At 66.3% G+C, this 16,236-nt stretch carries 14 protein-coding genes and 1 pseudogene; 4 read left to right on the top strand and 11 right to left on the bottom strand.

Going from position 1 to position 16,236, the window contains the following annotated elements; all coding sequences use genetic code 11:
- Position 1: 1 nt before the first annotated feature.
- From QOJ24_RS14285 to QOJ24_RS14265, 5 genes and pseudogenes are all read right to left on the bottom strand, one after another.
- The gene (locus QOJ24_RS14285) at positions 2-904 is read right to left on the bottom strand and encodes a LysR family transcriptional regulator (RefSeq protein WP_526262219.1); all 903 of its coding nucleotides are present in this window, start codon (positions 902-904) and stop codon (positions 2-4) included.
- A 49-nt stretch (positions 905-953) separates the two neighbouring features.
- A complete protein-coding gene (locus QOJ24_RS14280) occupies positions 954-3,149 on the bottom strand; it encodes an acyl-CoA dehydrogenase family protein (protein WP_526262217.1) in 2,196 nt (731 codons plus the stop codon).
- Between the two features lie 42 nt (positions 3,150-3,191).
- On the bottom strand, positions 3,192-4,157 hold the full coding sequence (locus tag QOJ24_RS14275; RefSeq protein WP_526262215.1) for an NAD(P)-dependent oxidoreductase: 966 nt from the start codon (positions 4,155-4,157) through the stop codon (positions 3,192-3,194).
- Positions 4,133-5,272, bottom strand: a complete 1,140-nt coding sequence (locus QOJ24_RS14270) for an alpha/beta hydrolase family protein (protein WP_526262213.1) — start codon at positions 5,270-5,272, stop codon at positions 4,133-4,135. The genes QOJ24_RS14275 and QOJ24_RS14270 overlap by 25 nt, the downstream gene beginning before the upstream one ends.
- 65 nt (positions 5,273-5,337) lie before the next feature.
- A pseudogene (locus QOJ24_RS14265) lies at positions 5,338-5,538 on the bottom strand (TetR/AcrR family transcriptional regulator); the annotation flags it as partial.
- Between the two features lie 91 nt (positions 5,539-5,629).
- On the opposite strand from QOJ24_RS14265, the gene QOJ24_RS14260 reads away from it, so the two are divergent.
- The gene (locus QOJ24_RS14260; RefSeq protein ID WP_526262211.1) at positions 5,630-6,208 is read left to right on the top strand and encodes a VOC family protein; all 579 of its coding nucleotides are present in this window, start codon (positions 5,630-5,632) and stop codon (positions 6,206-6,208) included.
- Here the strand turns inward: QOJ24_RS14260 and QOJ24_RS14255 are convergent.
- Positions 6,205-6,834: a TetR/AcrR family transcriptional regulator gene (locus QOJ24_RS14255; protein ID WP_526262209.1), complete on the bottom strand. Its 630-nt coding sequence runs from the start codon at positions 6,832-6,834 to the stop codon at positions 6,205-6,207. The two genes, QOJ24_RS14260 and QOJ24_RS14255, sit on opposite strands and share 4 nt — an antisense overlap.
- A gap of 78 nt (positions 6,835-6,912) precedes the next feature.
- On the opposite strand from QOJ24_RS14255, the gene QOJ24_RS14250 reads away from it, so the two are divergent.
- On the top strand, positions 6,913-7,770 hold the full coding sequence (locus QOJ24_RS14250; RefSeq protein ID WP_526262207.1) for an oxygenase MpaB family protein: 858 nt from the start codon (positions 6,913-6,915) through the stop codon (positions 7,768-7,770).
- Between the two features lie 64 nt (positions 7,771-7,834).
- A complete protein-coding gene (locus tag QOJ24_RS14245) occupies positions 7,835-8,728 on the top strand; it encodes a class I SAM-dependent methyltransferase (RefSeq protein ID WP_526262205.1) in 894 nt (297 codons plus the stop codon).
- Positions 8,729-8,734: 6 nt separating this feature from the next.
- Here QOJ24_RS14245 and QOJ24_RS14240 read toward each other — a convergent pair whose 3' ends face one another.
- Entirely contained in the window at positions 8,735-9,946 is a 1,212-nt protein-coding gene (locus tag QOJ24_RS14240) for an alpha/beta hydrolase family protein (protein ID WP_526262203.1), read from the bottom strand.
- A gap of 24 nt (positions 9,947-9,970) precedes the next feature.
- Positions 9,971-11,809, bottom strand: coding sequence for an ArnT family glycosyltransferase (locus tag QOJ24_RS14235; RefSeq protein WP_526262201.1), 1,839 nt, complete (start codon positions 11,807-11,809; stop codon positions 9,971-9,973).
- 89 nt (positions 11,810-11,898) lie between these two features.
- Here QOJ24_RS14235 and QOJ24_RS14230 point away from each other — a divergent pair, with 89 nt between their 5' ends.
- Positions 11,899-12,663 (top strand): trans-aconitate 2-methyltransferase, encoded by a 765-nt coding sequence (locus QOJ24_RS14230; protein WP_526262199.1) that lies wholly within the window; start codon positions 11,899-11,901, stop codon positions 12,661-12,663.
- Here QOJ24_RS14230 and cysN read toward each other — a convergent pair.
- The 3 genes from cysN to stf0 are packed head-to-tail and all read right to left on the bottom strand — an operon-like array spanning position 12,660 to position 16,236.
- Positions 12,660-14,516: a sulfate adenylyltransferase subunit CysN gene (gene cysN / locus QOJ24_RS14225; RefSeq protein ID WP_526262197.1), complete on the bottom strand. Its 1,857-nt coding sequence runs from the start codon at positions 14,514-14,516 to the stop codon at positions 12,660-12,662. The two genes, QOJ24_RS14230 and cysN, sit on opposite strands and share 4 nt — an antisense overlap.
- The gene (gene cysD, locus QOJ24_RS14220) at positions 14,516-15,442 is read right to left on the bottom strand and encodes a sulfate adenylyltransferase subunit CysD (protein WP_526262195.1); all 927 of its coding nucleotides are present in this window, start codon (positions 15,440-15,442) and stop codon (positions 14,516-14,518) included. The genes cysN and cysD overlap by 1 nt, the downstream gene beginning before the upstream one ends.
- On the bottom strand, positions 15,439-16,236 hold the full coding sequence (stf0, locus tag QOJ24_RS14215; protein ID WP_526262193.1) for a trehalose 2-sulfotransferase: 798 nt from the start codon (positions 16,234-16,236) through the stop codon (positions 15,439-15,441). Before stf0 ends, cysD begins: the two co-directional genes overlap by 4 nt.

Genomic DNA, 16,236 nt, shown 5'->3' with positions numbered 1-16,236 from the left:
CTCAGTAATAAGTCGCGGGCCGCTCCACCGGCTTGCCTTCACCGAAGCTCCACTCCTCGCGGACGTGCGCCACCAGCTCGGCGGCTTCGCGGCTGAGGCCGGCCGGATGCCACGCGAGCGCGGTGTAGTTGCGCGGTCGATCCGTGATGGGCACGTAGACGATGCCCTGACGGTTGTAGAGGCGCGCGCTCGCCTCGCTGGTGAAGCTGATCCCGAGCCCGCGCGCGATGGTCGTCGTCTCCTCCTCGTAGGTGGCAGCGACGGCGGCGATCTTCGGCGGCGTGCCGTCCCGCACGTCCATCGCCATCCAGTAGTCCCGCCAGGTTCCTGCGGTGGCAGGTGCCACCACGATCGGCTCGTCGAGCAATTCGGAGATCGTCAACTCCGACCGCGCAGCCAGCCGATGATCCCTCGGCAGGCACGCGACCCACTTCTCGGCGTCGAGGATGAACATCCGATGCTCGGGCAGGTCGACCGGCGGCCGGATGATGGCCACCTCTGTGGTTCCGTCGGCGAGACCGGCCGTGGGATCGGCGAAGTCGAATTCCCTTGGCTCCACGGTGATTTCGGGGTGCACCACCTCGAAATGACGGACCAGCCGGAACAGCAGGTCCGCACCGGTTCCGATCAGGTAGCCCAGGCGGATTCGGCGATAGTGAGCCGAGATCGCGATCAGGTCGTCGACGGCGGAGTCGATGCCGGCCAGCGCGTCACGCACTTTGGGCAGCCAGGCCGCCGCCAGCTCGGTCAGCGCGACTTCGCGGGTGCTGCGGGTGAACAGCATGACGCCGAGTTGATGTTCGAGTGCTTTGATCGCCGTCGAGAGGGCGGGCTGGGTGATGAACAACCGCTCGGCGGAGCGACGGTAGTTGAGTTCCTCGCCGAGCACGGCGAAGTAACGCAACTGTCGAAGGGTGACGTCTCCGGTCGTGGGCCCGACCTTCCTACTACCTCTACGGGTCCCGCGGCAGACCCAGCAGCCGTTCGGCGATGATGTTGAGCTGCACCTCCGTCGTGCCACCGTAAATCGTGGTGGCGCGGCTGTACAGCAGGTACTCGGCCCACTTCCCTGGCAGCTGCCCGGGGTCGCCGATCGCGCCGTCGGTGCCGAACGACGACACGGCGAACTCGGAGTAGCCCTGTCCGGTACGCATCGACAGCAGTTTCGAGATCGCCGCGGCGGGCATCGGATCGCCACCGGCGAGCGTCAGCAGCGTCGAGCGCATGTTGAGCACCTTGGCCGCATGGCCCTCGGCGATCAGCCTGCCTGCGTGGTTCTGACCGATCTGGTCGAACTGTCCATCCCTGATGAACTCGACGAACCCCTCCAGGCTGGCCATGCCGAGTGGCTCGCTGCTGCCGATGGACACCCGCTCGGCGGTCAGGGTGTTGCGGCTGACCTCCCATCCGCGGTCCACCTCGCCGAGCACGTACTTGTCGGGAACGAATACGTCGTCGATGTACACGGTGTTGAACATCGCGTTGCCGGTGAGCTCGCGAAGCGGCCGCACGTCGACGCCCTCGCTTTTCATGTCGAGCAGGAAGTAGGTGATGCCGTTGTGCTTGGGCGCGCTCGGGTCCGTGCGTGCCAGCAGCGCACCCCACTGCGAGAACTGCGCCGCCGTGGTCCAGATCTTCTGGCCGGTGATCCGCCAGCCGCCGTCGACTTTGGTGGCCTTGGTCGAGAGGCTGGCCAGATCGGAGCCGGCGCCCGGCTCGGAAAACAGTTGGCACCAGATCATTTCGCCACGGAAGGTCGGTGGCAGGAACCTCTGCTGTTGTTCGTCTGTGCCGAACGCGACGATCGACGGAATGATCCATGCCGCGATGCCCATCTGCGGGCGCTTGACCTCGCCGGCCGAAAACTCCTGGGCGATGATGATCTGCTCGACGGGATCCGATGCCCGCCCCCACGGCCTGGGCAGGTGCGGCTGCACCCAACCGCCTTCTGCGATGGCGGTGTTGCGCTCCGTGCCGCGCGCAACTGCCTTGAGGGCGGCGACCTCTGCGCGGATCTCCTCGCGCAGCTTCTCGGTGTCGGGGTCAAGGTCGATGTCGAGCTTGCGCATGCCGGTGGTCGTCGCGATGTCGACAACCTGTTGCGTGTAATCGGCTGCGCGGCCGAAGCAGGCGGCCAGCACGAGGGCGCGGCGATAGTAGACGTTCGCGTCGTGCTCCCAGGTGAACCCGATCCCGCCGTGCACCTGGATGCAGTCCTGGGTGCAACGCTGTGCGGCGGCCGGTGCCAGCGTCGCGGCCACCGCGGCGGCGAACTCGAAGGCGCTGTCTTTGGAATCGCCTTCGCTTGCCTCGTGGATGGCGCGCGCGGCGTCCCACACCGCCGCGGTCGCGCGCTCGGTGTCCGCGATCATCTCCGCACACTTGTGCTTGATGGCCTGGAACTGCCCGATCGGTCTGCCGAACTGTTCGCGGATCTTGGCGTACGCCGAGGCGGTGTCGGTCGCCCACCGGGCCACGCCGATCGACTCGGCAGACAGCAGGGTCGACATCAGTGCACGCGCGAGGACCCGGCTCAAGTTGGTCAGCACGCGGTCGTCTTCGACTTCCACGGCGTTGGCCCGGACATGAGCCACCGGCCGCAGCGGGTCGACGCTTCGCACCGGCTCGATCTCCAGCTGGTCGGCGTCGATCACCACCCACTCTTCGCCGCTGTCGATCGCCACCGGAAGCACAAGCACCGATGCCTGGGCGGCGGCAGGCACCGCCCGCACCTCGCCCCGGATGACCAGGCCGTCGCCGTGCCGGGTGGCGGTCAGACCCGAGTCGATCGCATATGCGGCTATCACCTCGCCGGACGCCAGGTCATTCAGCAGCTTGGCATCGGGGTCGTGTGCGGCGATCAGCGCGCTGGCGATCGCCGACGGCACGAACGGGCCCGGCACCGCACCGTAGCCGAACTCGGCGAGCACGATCGCGAGCTCCAGGATGCCGAACCCTTGTCCACCAACGGCTTCGGACAGGTGCACACCCTGCAGTCCCTGCTCGGCGGCGGCCCTCCAGTACGGCGGCGGATTGGAGATCGGAGTCTCGAGCGCCTCATGCAGAACGTCCGACGGCGCCACCCGCGCCACCAGAGACCGAACCGAATCGGCCAGGTCGTTGTGCTCGGGATTGACTGCAATGGGCATGCGGCGTTGCCTTCCCTAATAACCGGTGGGTTGGGAACGACACTACCCGCGGGAATTGACCACGTTCCGAAGGTCCCGGCCGTCGCGGATGCGCAGGCAGTTGTCGACCGCCTCGGTGAGGTAGCGGCGCATCGTGTCGGCCGTGTACCAGGTCACGTGGGGCGTCAGCACGACGTTGGCGAGACTCAGCAGCGGGTTGTCGGCGGCGACGGGCTCGACAGCGAAGACGTCGAGGCCTGCGGCGGCCAGCCGGCCGCCTCTCAGTGCGTCCACCAGCGCCTTCTCGTCGATGATCGGTCCGCGAGAGGTGTTGACGATGACCGCACTCGGCCGCATCAGCGCAAGCGCCGCGGCGTCCAGCAGATTCGAGGTCTGGGCGGTCAGCGGCAGATGCAACGAGACGATGTCGCTTGCGGCAAGCAGGTCCGGCAGCGATCGCCATCCCGAGTGGCCGTCATCGCCGGTGCTGGTGTGCAGCACCTCGGCTCCCATCGCGGCAACGATGGTCTCCACGCGTTTGGCGATGTTGCCGTAGCCGATCAGCCCCACCGAGGCGCCCCCGATGTCACGGACCGTCTCACCGAGGCTCGGATCCGACGGCCAGCCTCGGCCCTCCCTGGTGGCGCGGTCGAGTTCGGGGAGTCGGCGCAGGGCTGCCAGCATCAACAGCAAGGCGCCCTCGGCCACCGATGCGGCGTTGGCGCCGGGCATGTTGGCCACTGCGATGCCGCGCCGCGATGCGGTTTCGACGTCGATGGTGTTGACGCCCGCACCAAGCTTGTGCACCAGCCTGCACCTGGTCGCCCGCTCGAGATCGGCGCCCGACAACGGTCGTAGCACGTGCCAGATCACCTCGGCTTGGGGCAGTTCGCGATAGAACGTGTCATTGTCGTCTTCGGCGCAGTAGTGGATATCCAGCCAATCTGCTTGCCGCGCAACGAATTCCAGAACCTTGGCGCCGGGCGTGAAATGGGCCAGGACCCTTACCGCCACCGTTTCGCGATCCACCTGGCGATCGTATCGGCCTTCTCGCTGCGCGCCCCGGGCGTGGTGAAGTAATGGTCGGTGTCAATGGCGCACCGTGTCTTGTCGGTACTCGCGAGTGCGTCGAAGATGCGCTGGGCGTCGGACGGATAGACGCCGGTGTCCTGCTCGGCGTTGATCACGAGGGCCGGGCAGTAGATGCGCGCCAGATGCGGCTCGGCCCGTGTCTGCGAGTGCCGCAGGCTCCACATCCCGAGCCAGCTGCGCAGGGTGGACGCAGCGGCGATGCCGTGCGCCGACCGGTTCGCCTTGACCGGCTCACCGACATAACACGTATTGGGTGGTCGCTTGGACGGTTCCAGCGTGGGGTCGACCATTCGGGGGTCGGCCCAAGTTCTCAGGACCGTGAACGGGCGATCGGAGAACCCCGCGGCGCGCACGCGTTTGAGTTCACATTCGGCCCAGTCCGTGATCGCGTTGTTGCGCGCCACCTGGGCCGAGCGATACCGGGTGACGAAATCCTGGCTGTAGGGCGGTCCGTTCTCCGAGTTGAAGAGATCGAGGTTGGAATCGGTTGCAATCGGGTCGTTTTCGTCGATGACCGAGGCGTCCATCCAGGCGGTCAATACGTCGGGCCGACCCGGGTGCGCCGCGCTGGCCACATAACCGTCGGCAGCGGGCAGCTCGGTGAGCCCGGCTGCGGGACGCATGCCCTCCAGTGGCGTAACGTGGGCGTCGACCGCCTGCGCCTGGTAGGCGGCCATCAGCGAGCCGCCGCCGGAGTTTCCCAGCAGCACAATCGATTCGACACCCTGGACCTCCCGCAACCACCGGACACCAACCCCGATGTCGACCAGCGCATGGTCGAGTAGGAAGCTGCTCTCATATCCGCGAAAGCGGGTGTTCCAGCCGAGAAAACCAATGCCGCGGGTCGCCATGTAGTCGGCGAGATAATGCTCCGAGAAGTCGATCTGATAGTGAACGGCGATCATCGCCACCTTCGGCTTGCGGCCTACCCCACGGTGATACAACCCCTGGCAGGGATGGCCGCCAGATCCGGCCCGCCGCGCGGTGGGGGAGTCCAATCCGACGAACTCGCGCGTCACACCCGGCGTGCCGGATGACGGTGTCCTCGTCATGTCGCTCCCGCCTCGTCGTCGACGAGCATCGAAACCAGGGCTGGGGCAGTCAGTTTCGGATCGCCGTACTCGCGGACCATCGACGCCTTGGAGTCGTAATAGTTGTAGAACGACGCGGCCGACTTGCCGCCCTCGGCAGCGATGTCGACGATCGTGGTCGCCAGAAACCCCTTGCGCGCGACGACCGCTCGCGCCGCAGCATCGATCGCCGCCTGAGTCTGCCGTACCCGCACAGTCGGCAATCGTTCGCGCGGACTGACCGTCACGGTTCTCCTCCGCCCCAAGGGTCGCCGGTCGTTGAACGCACCTGAGCCTGATGTTAGATTCAGAAACAGAACTTGGTAGGAGTTTTCCGACATGATCAAGCCCGTCAATTTCAATTCCGAATTCCAGCTCGGCGGCATCAACCATGTGGCGCTGGTGTGCTCGGATATGCGCCAGACCGTCGACTTTTACTCCGGCGTCCTGGGAATGCCGTTGATCAAATCGCTCGACCTGCCCGGCGGGATGGGTCAGCATTTCTTCTTCGACGCCGGAAACGGCGACTGCGTGGCCTTCTTCTGGTTCACCGAAGCCGCCGATCGGGTGCCCGGCATCTCCTCACCCGCCGCGATCCCGGGAATCGGCGAGATCACCAGCTCGGTCAGCTCGATGAACCACCTGGCATTTCACGTACCCCCCGAGAAATTCGACGAATACCGGCAGCGGCTCAAGGACAAAGGGGTGCGCGTCGGGCCGGTACTCAACCACGACGAAAGCGCGGCACAGGTCTCGCCGACCGTTCACCCGGGCGTATACGTGCGGTCCTTCTACTTTCACGACCCCGACGGCATCACGCTCGAGTTCGCTTGCTGGGTAAAGGAATTCACCGATGCGGATACGCAAACAGAGCCGAAGACATCGGCAGATCGCAACCGTCCGGTAGCGGCTGGCTAGTCGAAGTAGCGGCTGGGATCGTCCAACGCGGCGAGAATCGCAGCCAGCTGGTCGACCAATTGCTCTTCGCGCAGATCGACCTCGCCGGCCAGCCACGCGCTGATGGTCTGACCCACGCCGCCGACGACGAAGTGCACGGCCGCCCTGCTCCTGCCCGTCTGATCGCGGCGCAGTGAGGTCGCGATGTGCTGTGCCAGAAGAAAGGCGAAGATTCCGCCGAGGTCCGAGCGCTTGCGCAGGACTACCGGGTTCGACATTCGGACGTCGAACAACACACGGCCGATGCGCGAGTCGGAACTGATGATGCGTACCAGGTTCGCGATGCCCGCCCGGCCCTGCTCGGCGGCCGGGGATGCGGCCACGGCCGCCTGGGTGGTGGCCGCGACGTCGGCGACGGCGGCGTCGAAGACCGCGGCGACGAACTCGTCTTTGTCGGCGAAGCTCTCGTAGAAATAGCGTGCGGTCAGACCGGCCCGGCTGCAGACGGCCCGCACGGTGAGGTCGGCTTCGGTGCTGTCGCCGCCCAGCAGGTCAAGGCCGGCGTCGAGGAGCCGGAGTCGGCGCTGCGTGAGGCGGTCGACCGCCTCGATTCCGCGGTACGGGCGGACCTGTGCCATGTGGGCCATCGTGCCACCTTGACAGTCGCCAGCGGGCTCGGGCAATATCTGACAACAATCGTTCTCACATTTGGGGGCAGGTAGGCAATGACGGTTCGTGAGGCTCGCAGACCACTCATCCGGCGCCGCATCCCCGACGCCGTCGGCGGCATGTTGGGAGTCGGCCTGCTGGCCGGACCGGCGAACGTGATCATGCAGCTGTCGCGCCCGGGCGTCGGCTACGGCGTGGTGGAAAGCCGCGTCGAGAGCGGCCGGATCGACCGGCACCCCATCAAGCGGGCCCGCACCACATTCACCTACCTCGCGGTCTCCGTGAACGGAACCGCAGAACAGCAGGCGGCATACCGGCGGGCGGTGAATGGCGCGCACGCGCAGGTGTACTCGACCGACGAGAGCCCGGTCTCCTACAACGCGTTCGATCCCGAGCTGCAGATGTGGGTCGGCGCCTGCATGTACAAGGGCGTCGTCGACATCTACAAGATCTTCGTCGGCGAGATCGACGACCAGGTCGCCGACCAACTGTTCGATGAAGGCATCGCACTCGGAACGATGTTGCAGGTGCCACGCGAGATGTGGCCTGCGAACCAGGCGGCGTTCGATCGCTACTGGGATGAGTCGATGGCCCAGGTGCACATCGACGACGAAGTCCGTGACTTCCTCTGGCCGATCGCCGCAGGGCGGGTGCGTGGAGTCAAGCTGCCCGCGCTGGTGCAGCGCAGGCTGGACGACTTCAACCTGTTGATCACGGGCGGCTTCCTACCGCAGCGGTTTCGCGACGAGATGGCGCTGGACTGGGACGCCGAGAAGCAGCGGCGGTTCGACCGGCTGATGAGACGCATTCGGTTCGTCAACGACTTGCTGCCCACCGTGGTCCGGCAGTTTCCATTCAATTGGATGCTGAAGGATCTGGACTGGCGGATCCGGACCGGCCGCTCGCTCGTCTAGTCATCCCGCGCGGCCAATTCTTGCAGTTCAGCGAGTTGTCGGAATTCGGGCGTACAACCGAAGTATGCGTTCCGATAACGACACCTGGGACATCACCTCGAGCGTCGGTGCGACGGCACTGTTCGTCGCCGCCTCCCGAGCGCTGGAGGCGAATAAACCGAATCCGCTGGTCGTCGACCCGTACGCGGAGACTTTCTGCCGAGCAGTCGGCGGCGAGTGGGCCGACGTTCTCGACGGCAAGGCGCCGGAGAACAAGCTGATGTCCGAGTTCGGCGGGCATTTCGTCAACTACCAGGCGGCACGCACCAAGTACTTCGACGACTATTTTTACGCCGCGGCCGACGCGGGAGCGCGCCAGATCGTGATCCCCGCGGCAGGCCTTGACTCACGTGCCTACCGGCTGGCCTGGCCGAAGGGGACAGTCGTGTTCGAGCTCGATCAGCCGCAGGTGCTGGAGTTCAAAAAGGATGTGCTCACCCGCAGCGGTGATGCGTCTACCGCAGAGCGCCGCGAGGTAGCGGTCGATCTGCGCGACGACTGGCCTGCGGCCCTTCGGGAGAGCGGATTCGATCCGTCGCGGCCGTCGGCCTGGCTGCTCGAAGGGCTACTGGTCTATCTGCCCGCCGCCGCTCAAGCCGAACTCTTCGCGGGCATCCATGAACTGGCGGCAGCGGGCAGCCATGTCGCGGTCGACGACGGCAAGCCGTTCAGCCAGGAAGCCTTTGAACAGGCCCGCGACGCAGAGCAGGAATCGCCCGACGGCTCTCGGTTCTTTTCGCTGATCTACAACGAGCAGCACGCGCCGGCAATCGACTGGTTCACCGCTCACGGATGGAGGGGCACCGCAATCGACCTGCCGGAGTATTTCAGGCAGATCGACCGGCCCGTGCCGGGACCGGACTCCGAGGCCGGCCCGATGTTCGCGGGCATTTCTCTGGTCAGCGCCAGCTTGGGATGATCCGGCCTAGTCGAACATGAAGTCGCGCATGAATCGGGTCATCCTGCGCAGGTAATCCGGTTGGCTGACGTGCAGGATGTGATTGCCGGGGAACCAGTGGAATGCACAGTGGTCCCAGTGCTCCCACAGGGCTTCCGCCTGCTGTGGCGGGGCAAGGCGGTCGCCCAGACCGGCGATGATCAGCCGCCGGTCTTTCGGCACTAAAGCGGGATAGTTCAACGGCGAGTGGAACATCGCTGCGGCCGTCGACAGATCGTCGTCGGTCCCGCTGACCCGATCGCCGAGCGCGACCAGCATATTGGCCGGCCACCACTCGTCGACCAGCTTCTCCGGCATGACGACCGGAACATTGGGGATGACCGCCTGGATGCGGTCGTCGGCGCATGCGATCAACGCAGAGGTGTAACCGCCCAACGACATTCCGGTCAGCGCCACCCGGTCGACACCGGTGAACTCCAGATAGTCGAGCAGTGAGCGGAAGTCGAACACCGCCTGAGCCATCGCTTCGGCGAAACCCGCAAAGCCATTCGCAAACAAGCCGTAACCGCTGTAGGGCGAATACTTTTCGGCGCGACGGCCGTGGAACGGCATTGTGTACAGCAGGATGTCGTAGCCGGACCGGTAGAACCACGGCAGCGAGAAGAACAGTCCGTTGAACATGTATGCCGAGCCCATGAATCCGTGGATGACGCACAGCGTGGGGTGGGGCCCGTCGTCGTGGCGCCAGTGCTGGGCATGCACGACGTTGTTGCGCTCATAGGATCCACACCGGTCACGCGACGCCGGGTTGACGGCCTCGAAGCTGCTGTTGAAACGGATGTTGTGCACCCGGCCGTTGGCCATCCACTCCGCGACGGGGTTGGCGGGGCGCGACGAGATCCGTGGCACTTCAGTCGGGGCGGGAAACGAAAGTTCCCTGTCTTTCTTGGCGCCGAGTTCGGCGTAGAACTCCAGTGCATCGCGCTGCTGCTGCCTTGCGCCCGAGCGGTTGAGAGCGGCAAGGGCCACCTGCGGCAGCATCGCCGCACCGACCACCGACGCCAGTGCGGTGCGCAGGCCGAGATCGGCGATCGCCGAGGAGTCGACGATCAACCGTTGGCGCAGCGTGAGGTCCACCCGCCGCGGCAGACCACGCGATCCTGCGTCGGCGCCGGGAACATCGGGGGCCGGAATGGGAGGGTCGACCGGCGCGTCGCTGGGCGGCTGTGAACTGGGCACGGCCAGATCGTATCCAGCGCACGGCTACGTGAGCCGGTAGACCGTCGATTCGCCGATGACGGTCGGCTGGTAGTGGTTGGCAACCCAGTCGGCGATCTCGCGCGTGTGTGCGGCGCTGCGGCTGTGCCCGTAGACGACCTCGCCGTGGTTCGGCAACTCGGCGGGCCGTCCTCGTCCCGCCACGACGTAGTAGGCGATCCTGCCTGCCTGCACGTCGTCGATGAACGATTCCAGGGTGGGTACGGGATCGCCGCTCCACCCGCCGATCGCCATCACGGCGGTGCCTGAGGAGACCTCGAGCGCAGCAGCTGATTGAGAGCCGTTCGTCGCCGCTGACCATTGGGTGTGCGTAGCGGCCAACATGCCGGCGAGGTCTGAATCACTACTCTCGTCACCGGTCCAGTTGCCGAGCTGGATCATGCCCTTCTTCAGTGCCGCCGGGATGGACCCCTGGTGTGGTGTGGCCGCGGTGGCGATCGAGAAGGCGCTCGGCCCACCCATCGCGGCCAGCATCCCGACGACGACCGCCGTCGCCGACAATCGGCGTGCGCCGACGGCGATCACGCACACCGCCGCAGCGGCCGCGACGGCAAGGATCACCCACGGCAGCCGGGCCGGGCCAAAGGTGTTGCGGCGCAGAAGGACTCCCGACCATATCGCGGTGACAAGGATCATGGCGGCCATCGTGATGCGACCGTCCCAGCCGGCGCGCTCCCGCCATGCCCACAACGTGCCCACGGCGACGAGACCCGCCACCGCGGGTGCCATCGCGACCGTGTAGTACGGGTGCACCATGCCGCTCATGTAGCTGAACACCAGCGCACTCACCAGGAGCCAGCCGGCGAACATCGTCAGCGCGGCCTTTTCGCCGCGGTCGAGCCTGCCGCGCATGAGCAGGTACCCGCCGAAGGCGATGGCCACCAGCGCAGCAGGCAGCAGCCAGGAGATCTCGTTGGCCATCTCGGCGGTGAACAGCCTGCGCGGCCCCGCTGCTCCGCCCAGTTTCGACCAGCCCTGACCGAAGGCGGGCGACGCGGAACCCGCCGACTGGTTTCTGTTCAGGCCCAGGATGCGGGTCATGCCGTTGTAGCCGAGCGCCAGCTGCAGCACGGTGTTGTCAGTCGACCCGCCGACGTAGGGCCGCGCATTCGCCGGGACGAGCTGGACCGCCAACACCCACCAGCCAGCTGCGGCGATCAGTGCGGCAGTGGCACCGAGCAGATGCAGCAACCGCCTGCGCCAGGTCGTCGGCGCCAACAACAGGTAGGTGACGGCGTAGGCCGGCAACGGAAGGAAGCCCGCAAGCATCTTGGTGAGAAATGCCGCGCCCATTGCGATGCCGGCCAGTGCGAGCCAGCGCCACGACGCCGACTCGACGGCGCGGATCACGCAGTAACCGGCGATCGTCAGCACCAGTACCAGCAGCGCGTCGGGGTTGTTGAAGCGGAAGATCAGCGCCGCTCCCGGCGTGCATGCCAGCGCGGCACCTGCAAGCAGACCGGCCATCGATCCCGCGCCTGCGTCGGCGAACGCTCGGCGAACCGTTGAGTACAGCACCGCGACCGACGCCGCACCCATCAGCGCCTGGGGGGCCAGTACCGACCAGCTGTTCATGCCGAACAACCGAACGGACAGCCCGGTGATCCACAGCGAGGCAGGCGGCTTGTCGACAGTGATGAAGTTGTTCGCGTCGAGCGATCCGAAGAACCACGCCGACCAACTGTGCGAACCCGCCTCCGCCGCCGCGGCGTAGAACAGGTTGCCGTAGCCCGTCGCCGACAAGTTCAGCAGGTACAGCGCCGCAGCCGCTGCGATCAGCGCGGCAAGCACCATGTGCGTGCGCCTTCCGGCAGCGGTGGTCATGGGAGAACACCGTGCCGTGCTTTGCTGGCGGTCCGGCTGGTCGCCCGCTGCAAACCGGCTGTGAACGGCGCAGTGCGACACTGTCAGCCATGTGGAATCCCGACGTCTACCTCACGTTCGCCGACCACCGCGGCAGACCCTTCTTCGATCTGACGTCGCGGGTCGGCGCCGAGAATCCGCGTCGGGTCGTCGACCTCGGTTGCGGCCCAGGCAATCTCACCGCTACCTTGGCGCAGCGCTGGCCCGACGCGGTCATCGAGGCGTGGGACAGCTCGCCGGAAATGGTCGAGTCCGCCAGGGAGCGCGGGGTGGACGCGCAGGTCGGGGATGTCCGGTCGTGGGAACCCAGGCCCGACACCGACGTGGTGGTGAGCAACGCGACGCTGCACTGGGTGCCCGAGCACGTCGAACTGCTGATGCGCTGGGCAGGCGAGCTGCCGAGCGGCTCGTGGATCGCGGTACAGATGCCGGGCAGCTTCAACACACCGTCACATGAGGCCGTTCGGACCGTGGCACGTCGCGAGCCGTTTGCAAACAGGTTGCGGGACATGCCCTTTCCAGAAAGAGACAGGGTCAGCCCGGCCGCTGAGTACGCCGGCATAATGACCGATGCGGGCTGCCGGGTGGATGCCTGGGAGACCGTGTACATCCACGAGCTGACCGGCGATCACGCAGTGCTGGAATGGATGTCGGGCACCGCGCTGCGGCCGGTGATCGAGCGGTTGTCGGAGGAATCCTGGCACCAGTTCCGCCAGCAGCTCATTCCGATACTGGACGAAATCTATCCACGTCGGCCCGACGGTCGGACGTTCTACCCGTTCCGCCGGATCTTCGTGGTGGCACGGGTCGACTAGCGGCGCTGGTTGAGCAGCTCGATCACCTGGGCCGCGAGGTCATCGATGTCGGCGCCGGTGGTGTCGAGCACAAGATCGGCGTTCTCGGGTGCCTCATAAGGCGCATCGACGCCGGTCAGCCCCGCGAGCTCACCGGACCGCGCCCGCGCGTAGAGGCGCTTGGGATCGCGGCGCTCACACTCGGCCAACGATGTGGATACGTACACCTCGATGAACGGAAGCTTCGCCGCGTCGTTGAGGGCTCGGGCGATCTCCCTGTCGGATTTCAGCGGTGACACCAGCGAAGCCAATGCGACGACGCCGGCATCGGCGAACAAGCGGGTGAGATGGCCCACCCGACGGATGTTCTCGGCGCGATCACCCGCCGAGAAGCCGAGGTCGTCGGATAGCCCGTGACGAATGTTGTCACCGTCCAGAAGATAGGCGACATCGCCCGCCTCGACGAGCGCCCGCTCGACGGCGACCGCGAGTGTCGACTTGCCGGAGGCGGGCAGTCCGGTGAACCAGATCGTGGCGCCGCGTTGACCCGTGGCGTTCCACCGATGGTCACGGTCAAGCGACGAGGGATGCCAGCGGATGTCGTTCCTGGTCTGCACACCCGGCTTCACCTCGCGCGGTTCGGTGATGGTGCCCGCGCCGACCGTGTCGTTGGAGGTCTCGTCGATGAGGATGAACGCTCCGCTGTCGCGGTCGTTGATGTAGGGGTCCGCCACCACGACAGAACTCGTCCGCAACGTCACCGAGCCGATGTCGTTGAGCACCAACTCAACTGGGTTGTCCAGGTCGTCGAGCGTCTCGGGATCGATCCGCGAGTGCAGCGCCTGCACGGTGGCCCGCACCGTGCGGGTGCCCTGCTTGAGCGCGACCCGGTCGCCCGCACGCAACGGGCTGTCGGCGAACCAGCAGACGGTCGCGTCCAGCTCGCGGGCCTGGACAGGAAGGATCGCGCCGTCATCGGCACTGACGAACACGTCGCCGCGACCGACGTCGATGTCGTCGGCCAGCTCGATCGAAACCGAAAGCGGCGCAACGGCCGTCGCGCGGGAATCATCGAGGGTGTCGATGGCGGTGACGGTCGACCGGGTGCCCGCAGGAAGGCTGATGACGGCGTCGCCGACCTGTAGCGTCCCGCCGGACAACCTGCCGGTGTAGCGGCGGCGCTGCTCTGCGGACGGTCTGGACACCCATTGCACCGGCAGCCTCAGCCTGGCCGGTTCCGGTTGCGGTGCAGTCAGCTCGACGTTTTCCAGGTACTCGAGCAGGGTCGGTCCCTCGTACCACGGCGTTCGGTCGGACCGGTGCACCACGTTGTCGCCCTGTTTGGCCGCGATCGGGATGACTGTCACGTCGATGCCACCGAGTCGGGCCGCGACCTGATGGAGTTCGTCCTCCACCTCTTTGTAGCGCTCGCGGTCGAAATCGACCAGGTCGAACTTGTTCACCGCGGCGACGAAGTGCTTGATGCCCAACAGTTTTGCGATCCTGGCGTGACGGCGGGTCTGCCGCAATACACCAGCGCTGGCATCGACGAGCAGGACCGCGACGTGAGCGTTCGATGCTCCGGTGAACATGTTGCGGGTGTAGCGCTCATGGCCAGGTGTGTCGGCGAGGATGTAGCTGCGCGCTTCGGTCGAGAAGAACCGGTACGCCACGTCGATCGTGATGCCCTGCTCGCGCTCGGCGCGAAGGCCGTCCGACAGCGCGGCGAGGTCGGCGACACCCTCTTCGTCGGTGACGGCTTCCAGATGGTCGGTCGGCAGGCTGTCGGTATCGTGCAGCAGGCGGCCGATAAGTGTGCTCTTGCCGTCATCCACAGAGCCGGCGGTGGTGATGCGCAACAACTGGCGGGTCATCAGAAGTACCCCTCACGCTTGCGGTCCTCCATGGCGGCGGCCGAGGTGCGGTCGTCGGCGCGGGTCTCCCCGCGTTCGGAAACGGTTGCTGCGGAGATCTCCTGGATGACCCGCTCGATGTCGGTGGCTCTCGAACGCACGGCGCCGGTGATGGTCAGGTCGCCGACGGTGCGGTAGCGGACCCATTCCACCGATGCGGTCTCACCGTCGGACGGGCCGGCATACTCGGACACCGCGAGCAGAATGCCGTCGCGTTCGAATACCTCCCGCTGGTGGGCGAAGTAGATCGGCGGCAGCTCGAGGTTCTCCAGCTCGATGTAGCGCCAGACGTCCAGCTCGGTCCAGTTGCTCAGCGGGAACACCCTGACCTGTTCGCCCTTCTTGATCCGGCCGTTGTACAGCGACCACGGCTCGGGGCGCTGCGCGCGTGGGTCCCATTGGCCGAATTCGTCACGGAAGCTGAGGATGCGTTCCTTGGCGCGGGCGCGTTCCTCGTCGCGGCGGGCGCCGCCGAATGCCGCGTCGAATCCGCCTGCCTCCAACGCATCCAACAGCGTGCGGGTCTGTTGCCGGTTCCGCGACGCCCCTGGACCGGGATCGGGCACCCGGCCGTTGTCGATGGACTCCTGGACCGACGCGACGATCAGCTTGTGACCCTCCCCGGTGACCCTGCGGTCCCGGAACTGGATCACCTCATCGAAATTGTGCCCGGTGTCGACGTGCATCACCGGGAAAGGCAGGGGGTTGGGCCGAAACGCCTTCTCCGCCAAGCGCAGAAGCACAATGGAATCCTTGCCTGCGGAGAACAGCAGCACTGGCCGCTCCAGTTCGGCGACCACCTCACGGATGATGTGCACCGCTTCGGCTTCCAGCAGCCGCAGTTCGTCGACGTGCAGGGTGTCGTAGTCGGCGGCGCTTGCGGTCATGTGGGCAGACCCTCCTTCTCGGCATCTGATCGGTATCGATCTACCCATTCGTCGGAGCGTTGATCGGCCTGCCGCTCCAAGACCGGGGACGGCGCCAGCTGCGGGTCCTGCCCCAGCGCATCGAGGACGGTGCCGACGATCTGGGTGAGGTTGCGCCACAGCACGGGATACGGCACGTCCAACGGCGAGATGTTCTCTTCGGCGAACCAGGTCCGCCAGCCGTCCTCCTGTGCCCGCAGCATGCCGACGACGTGGGCGATGGCGCCTGCGTGGTACTCGGCCGCGGAGTCCCGTCTCGGATCCGGCCGGCCGCGCCAGACCCGCGTCTGCACCGCCCGCCAGAACGACACCGCCTGCGAAACGACGTCGGGACGGTGCACGTAAATCAAGTACGGGTCGGTGCCGATGACGTCCCGGATCGCCGACAACAAGCCACCGCCTGACCGGTCCGGCAGCCCATCCGCGCGCTCGAGCAGCAACGGCGTCTGATTCCACATCAGCTTGCCGCCCCAGATTCCGTTCGGCGTGCGTCCCACCGTGCGGATGTAGTCACGCCAGATCTCCGGCGTGGCGAGGTCGGGCTTTCCTTCGTCAAGAGGGTCGAGCAGGCGCAGGATCGATTCGTCTTCGACGCCCTCGAACCACTGCCTCGGCTGCGGCGACTGGCTGGTGGACGGCAGGTACTGGAAGAACTCGCCCGGTTCACCGGCAACGCCTGTGCTCCGAAGAGATTCGACGAGCAGCGTGCTGCCGCTGCGTTGCGACGCCAGTACCAGATACGCCGAAAATGTCAT

The organism is Mycobacterium sp. (genome assembly GCF_032159775.1).
Classification (GTDB): domain Bacteria; phylum Actinomycetota; class Actinomycetes; order Mycobacteriales; family Mycobacteriaceae; genus Mycobacterium.
Note: the sequence above shows the minus strand (reverse complement) of the source record. Positions and strands in the feature narration are given on the sequence as shown.

What these genes read in the sequence shown, in the direction of transcription:
- cysD (WP_526262195.1), bottom strand. Translation starts at nt 15,442, where the DNA reads ATGACCGCAAGCGCCGCCGACTACGACACCCTGCACGTCGACGAACTG.
- QOJ24_RS14255 (WP_526262209.1), bottom strand. Translation starts at nt 6,834, where the DNA reads ATGGCCCACATGGCACAGGTCCGCCCGTACCGCGGAATCGAGGCGGTC.
- cysN (WP_526262197.1), bottom strand. Translation starts at nt 14,516, where the DNA reads ATGACCCGCCAGTTGTTGCGCATCACCACCGCCGGCTCTGTGGATGAC.
- QOJ24_RS14280 (WP_526262217.1), bottom strand. Translation starts at nt 3,149, where the DNA reads ATGCCCATTGCAGTCAATCCCGAGCACAACGACCTGGCCGATTCGGTT.
- QOJ24_RS14260 (WP_526262211.1), top strand. Translation starts at nt 5,630, where the DNA reads ATGATCAAGCCCGTCAATTTCAATTCCGAATTCCAGCTCGGCGGCATC.
- QOJ24_RS14235 (WP_526262201.1), bottom strand. Translation starts at nt 11,809, where the DNA reads ATGACCACCGCTGCCGGAAGGCGCACGCACATGGTGCTTGCCGCGCTG.
- QOJ24_RS14250 (WP_526262207.1), top strand. Translation starts at nt 6,913, where the DNA reads ATGACGGTTCGTGAGGCTCGCAGACCACTCATCCGGCGCCGCATCCCC.
- QOJ24_RS14230 (WP_526262199.1), top strand. Translation starts at nt 11,899, where the DNA reads ATGTGGAATCCCGACGTCTACCTCACGTTCGCCGACCACCGCGGCAGA.
- QOJ24_RS14270 (WP_526262213.1), bottom strand. Translation starts at nt 5,272, where the DNA reads ATGACGAGGACACCGTCATCCGGCACGCCGGGTGTGACGCGCGAGTTC.
- QOJ24_RS14245 (WP_526262205.1), top strand. Translation starts at nt 7,835, where the DNA reads ATGCGTTCCGATAACGACACCTGGGACATCACCTCGAGCGTCGGTGCG.
- stf0 (WP_526262193.1), bottom strand. Translation starts at nt 16,236, where the DNA reads ATGACATTTTCGGCGTATCTGGTACTGGCGTCGCAACGCAGCGGCAGC.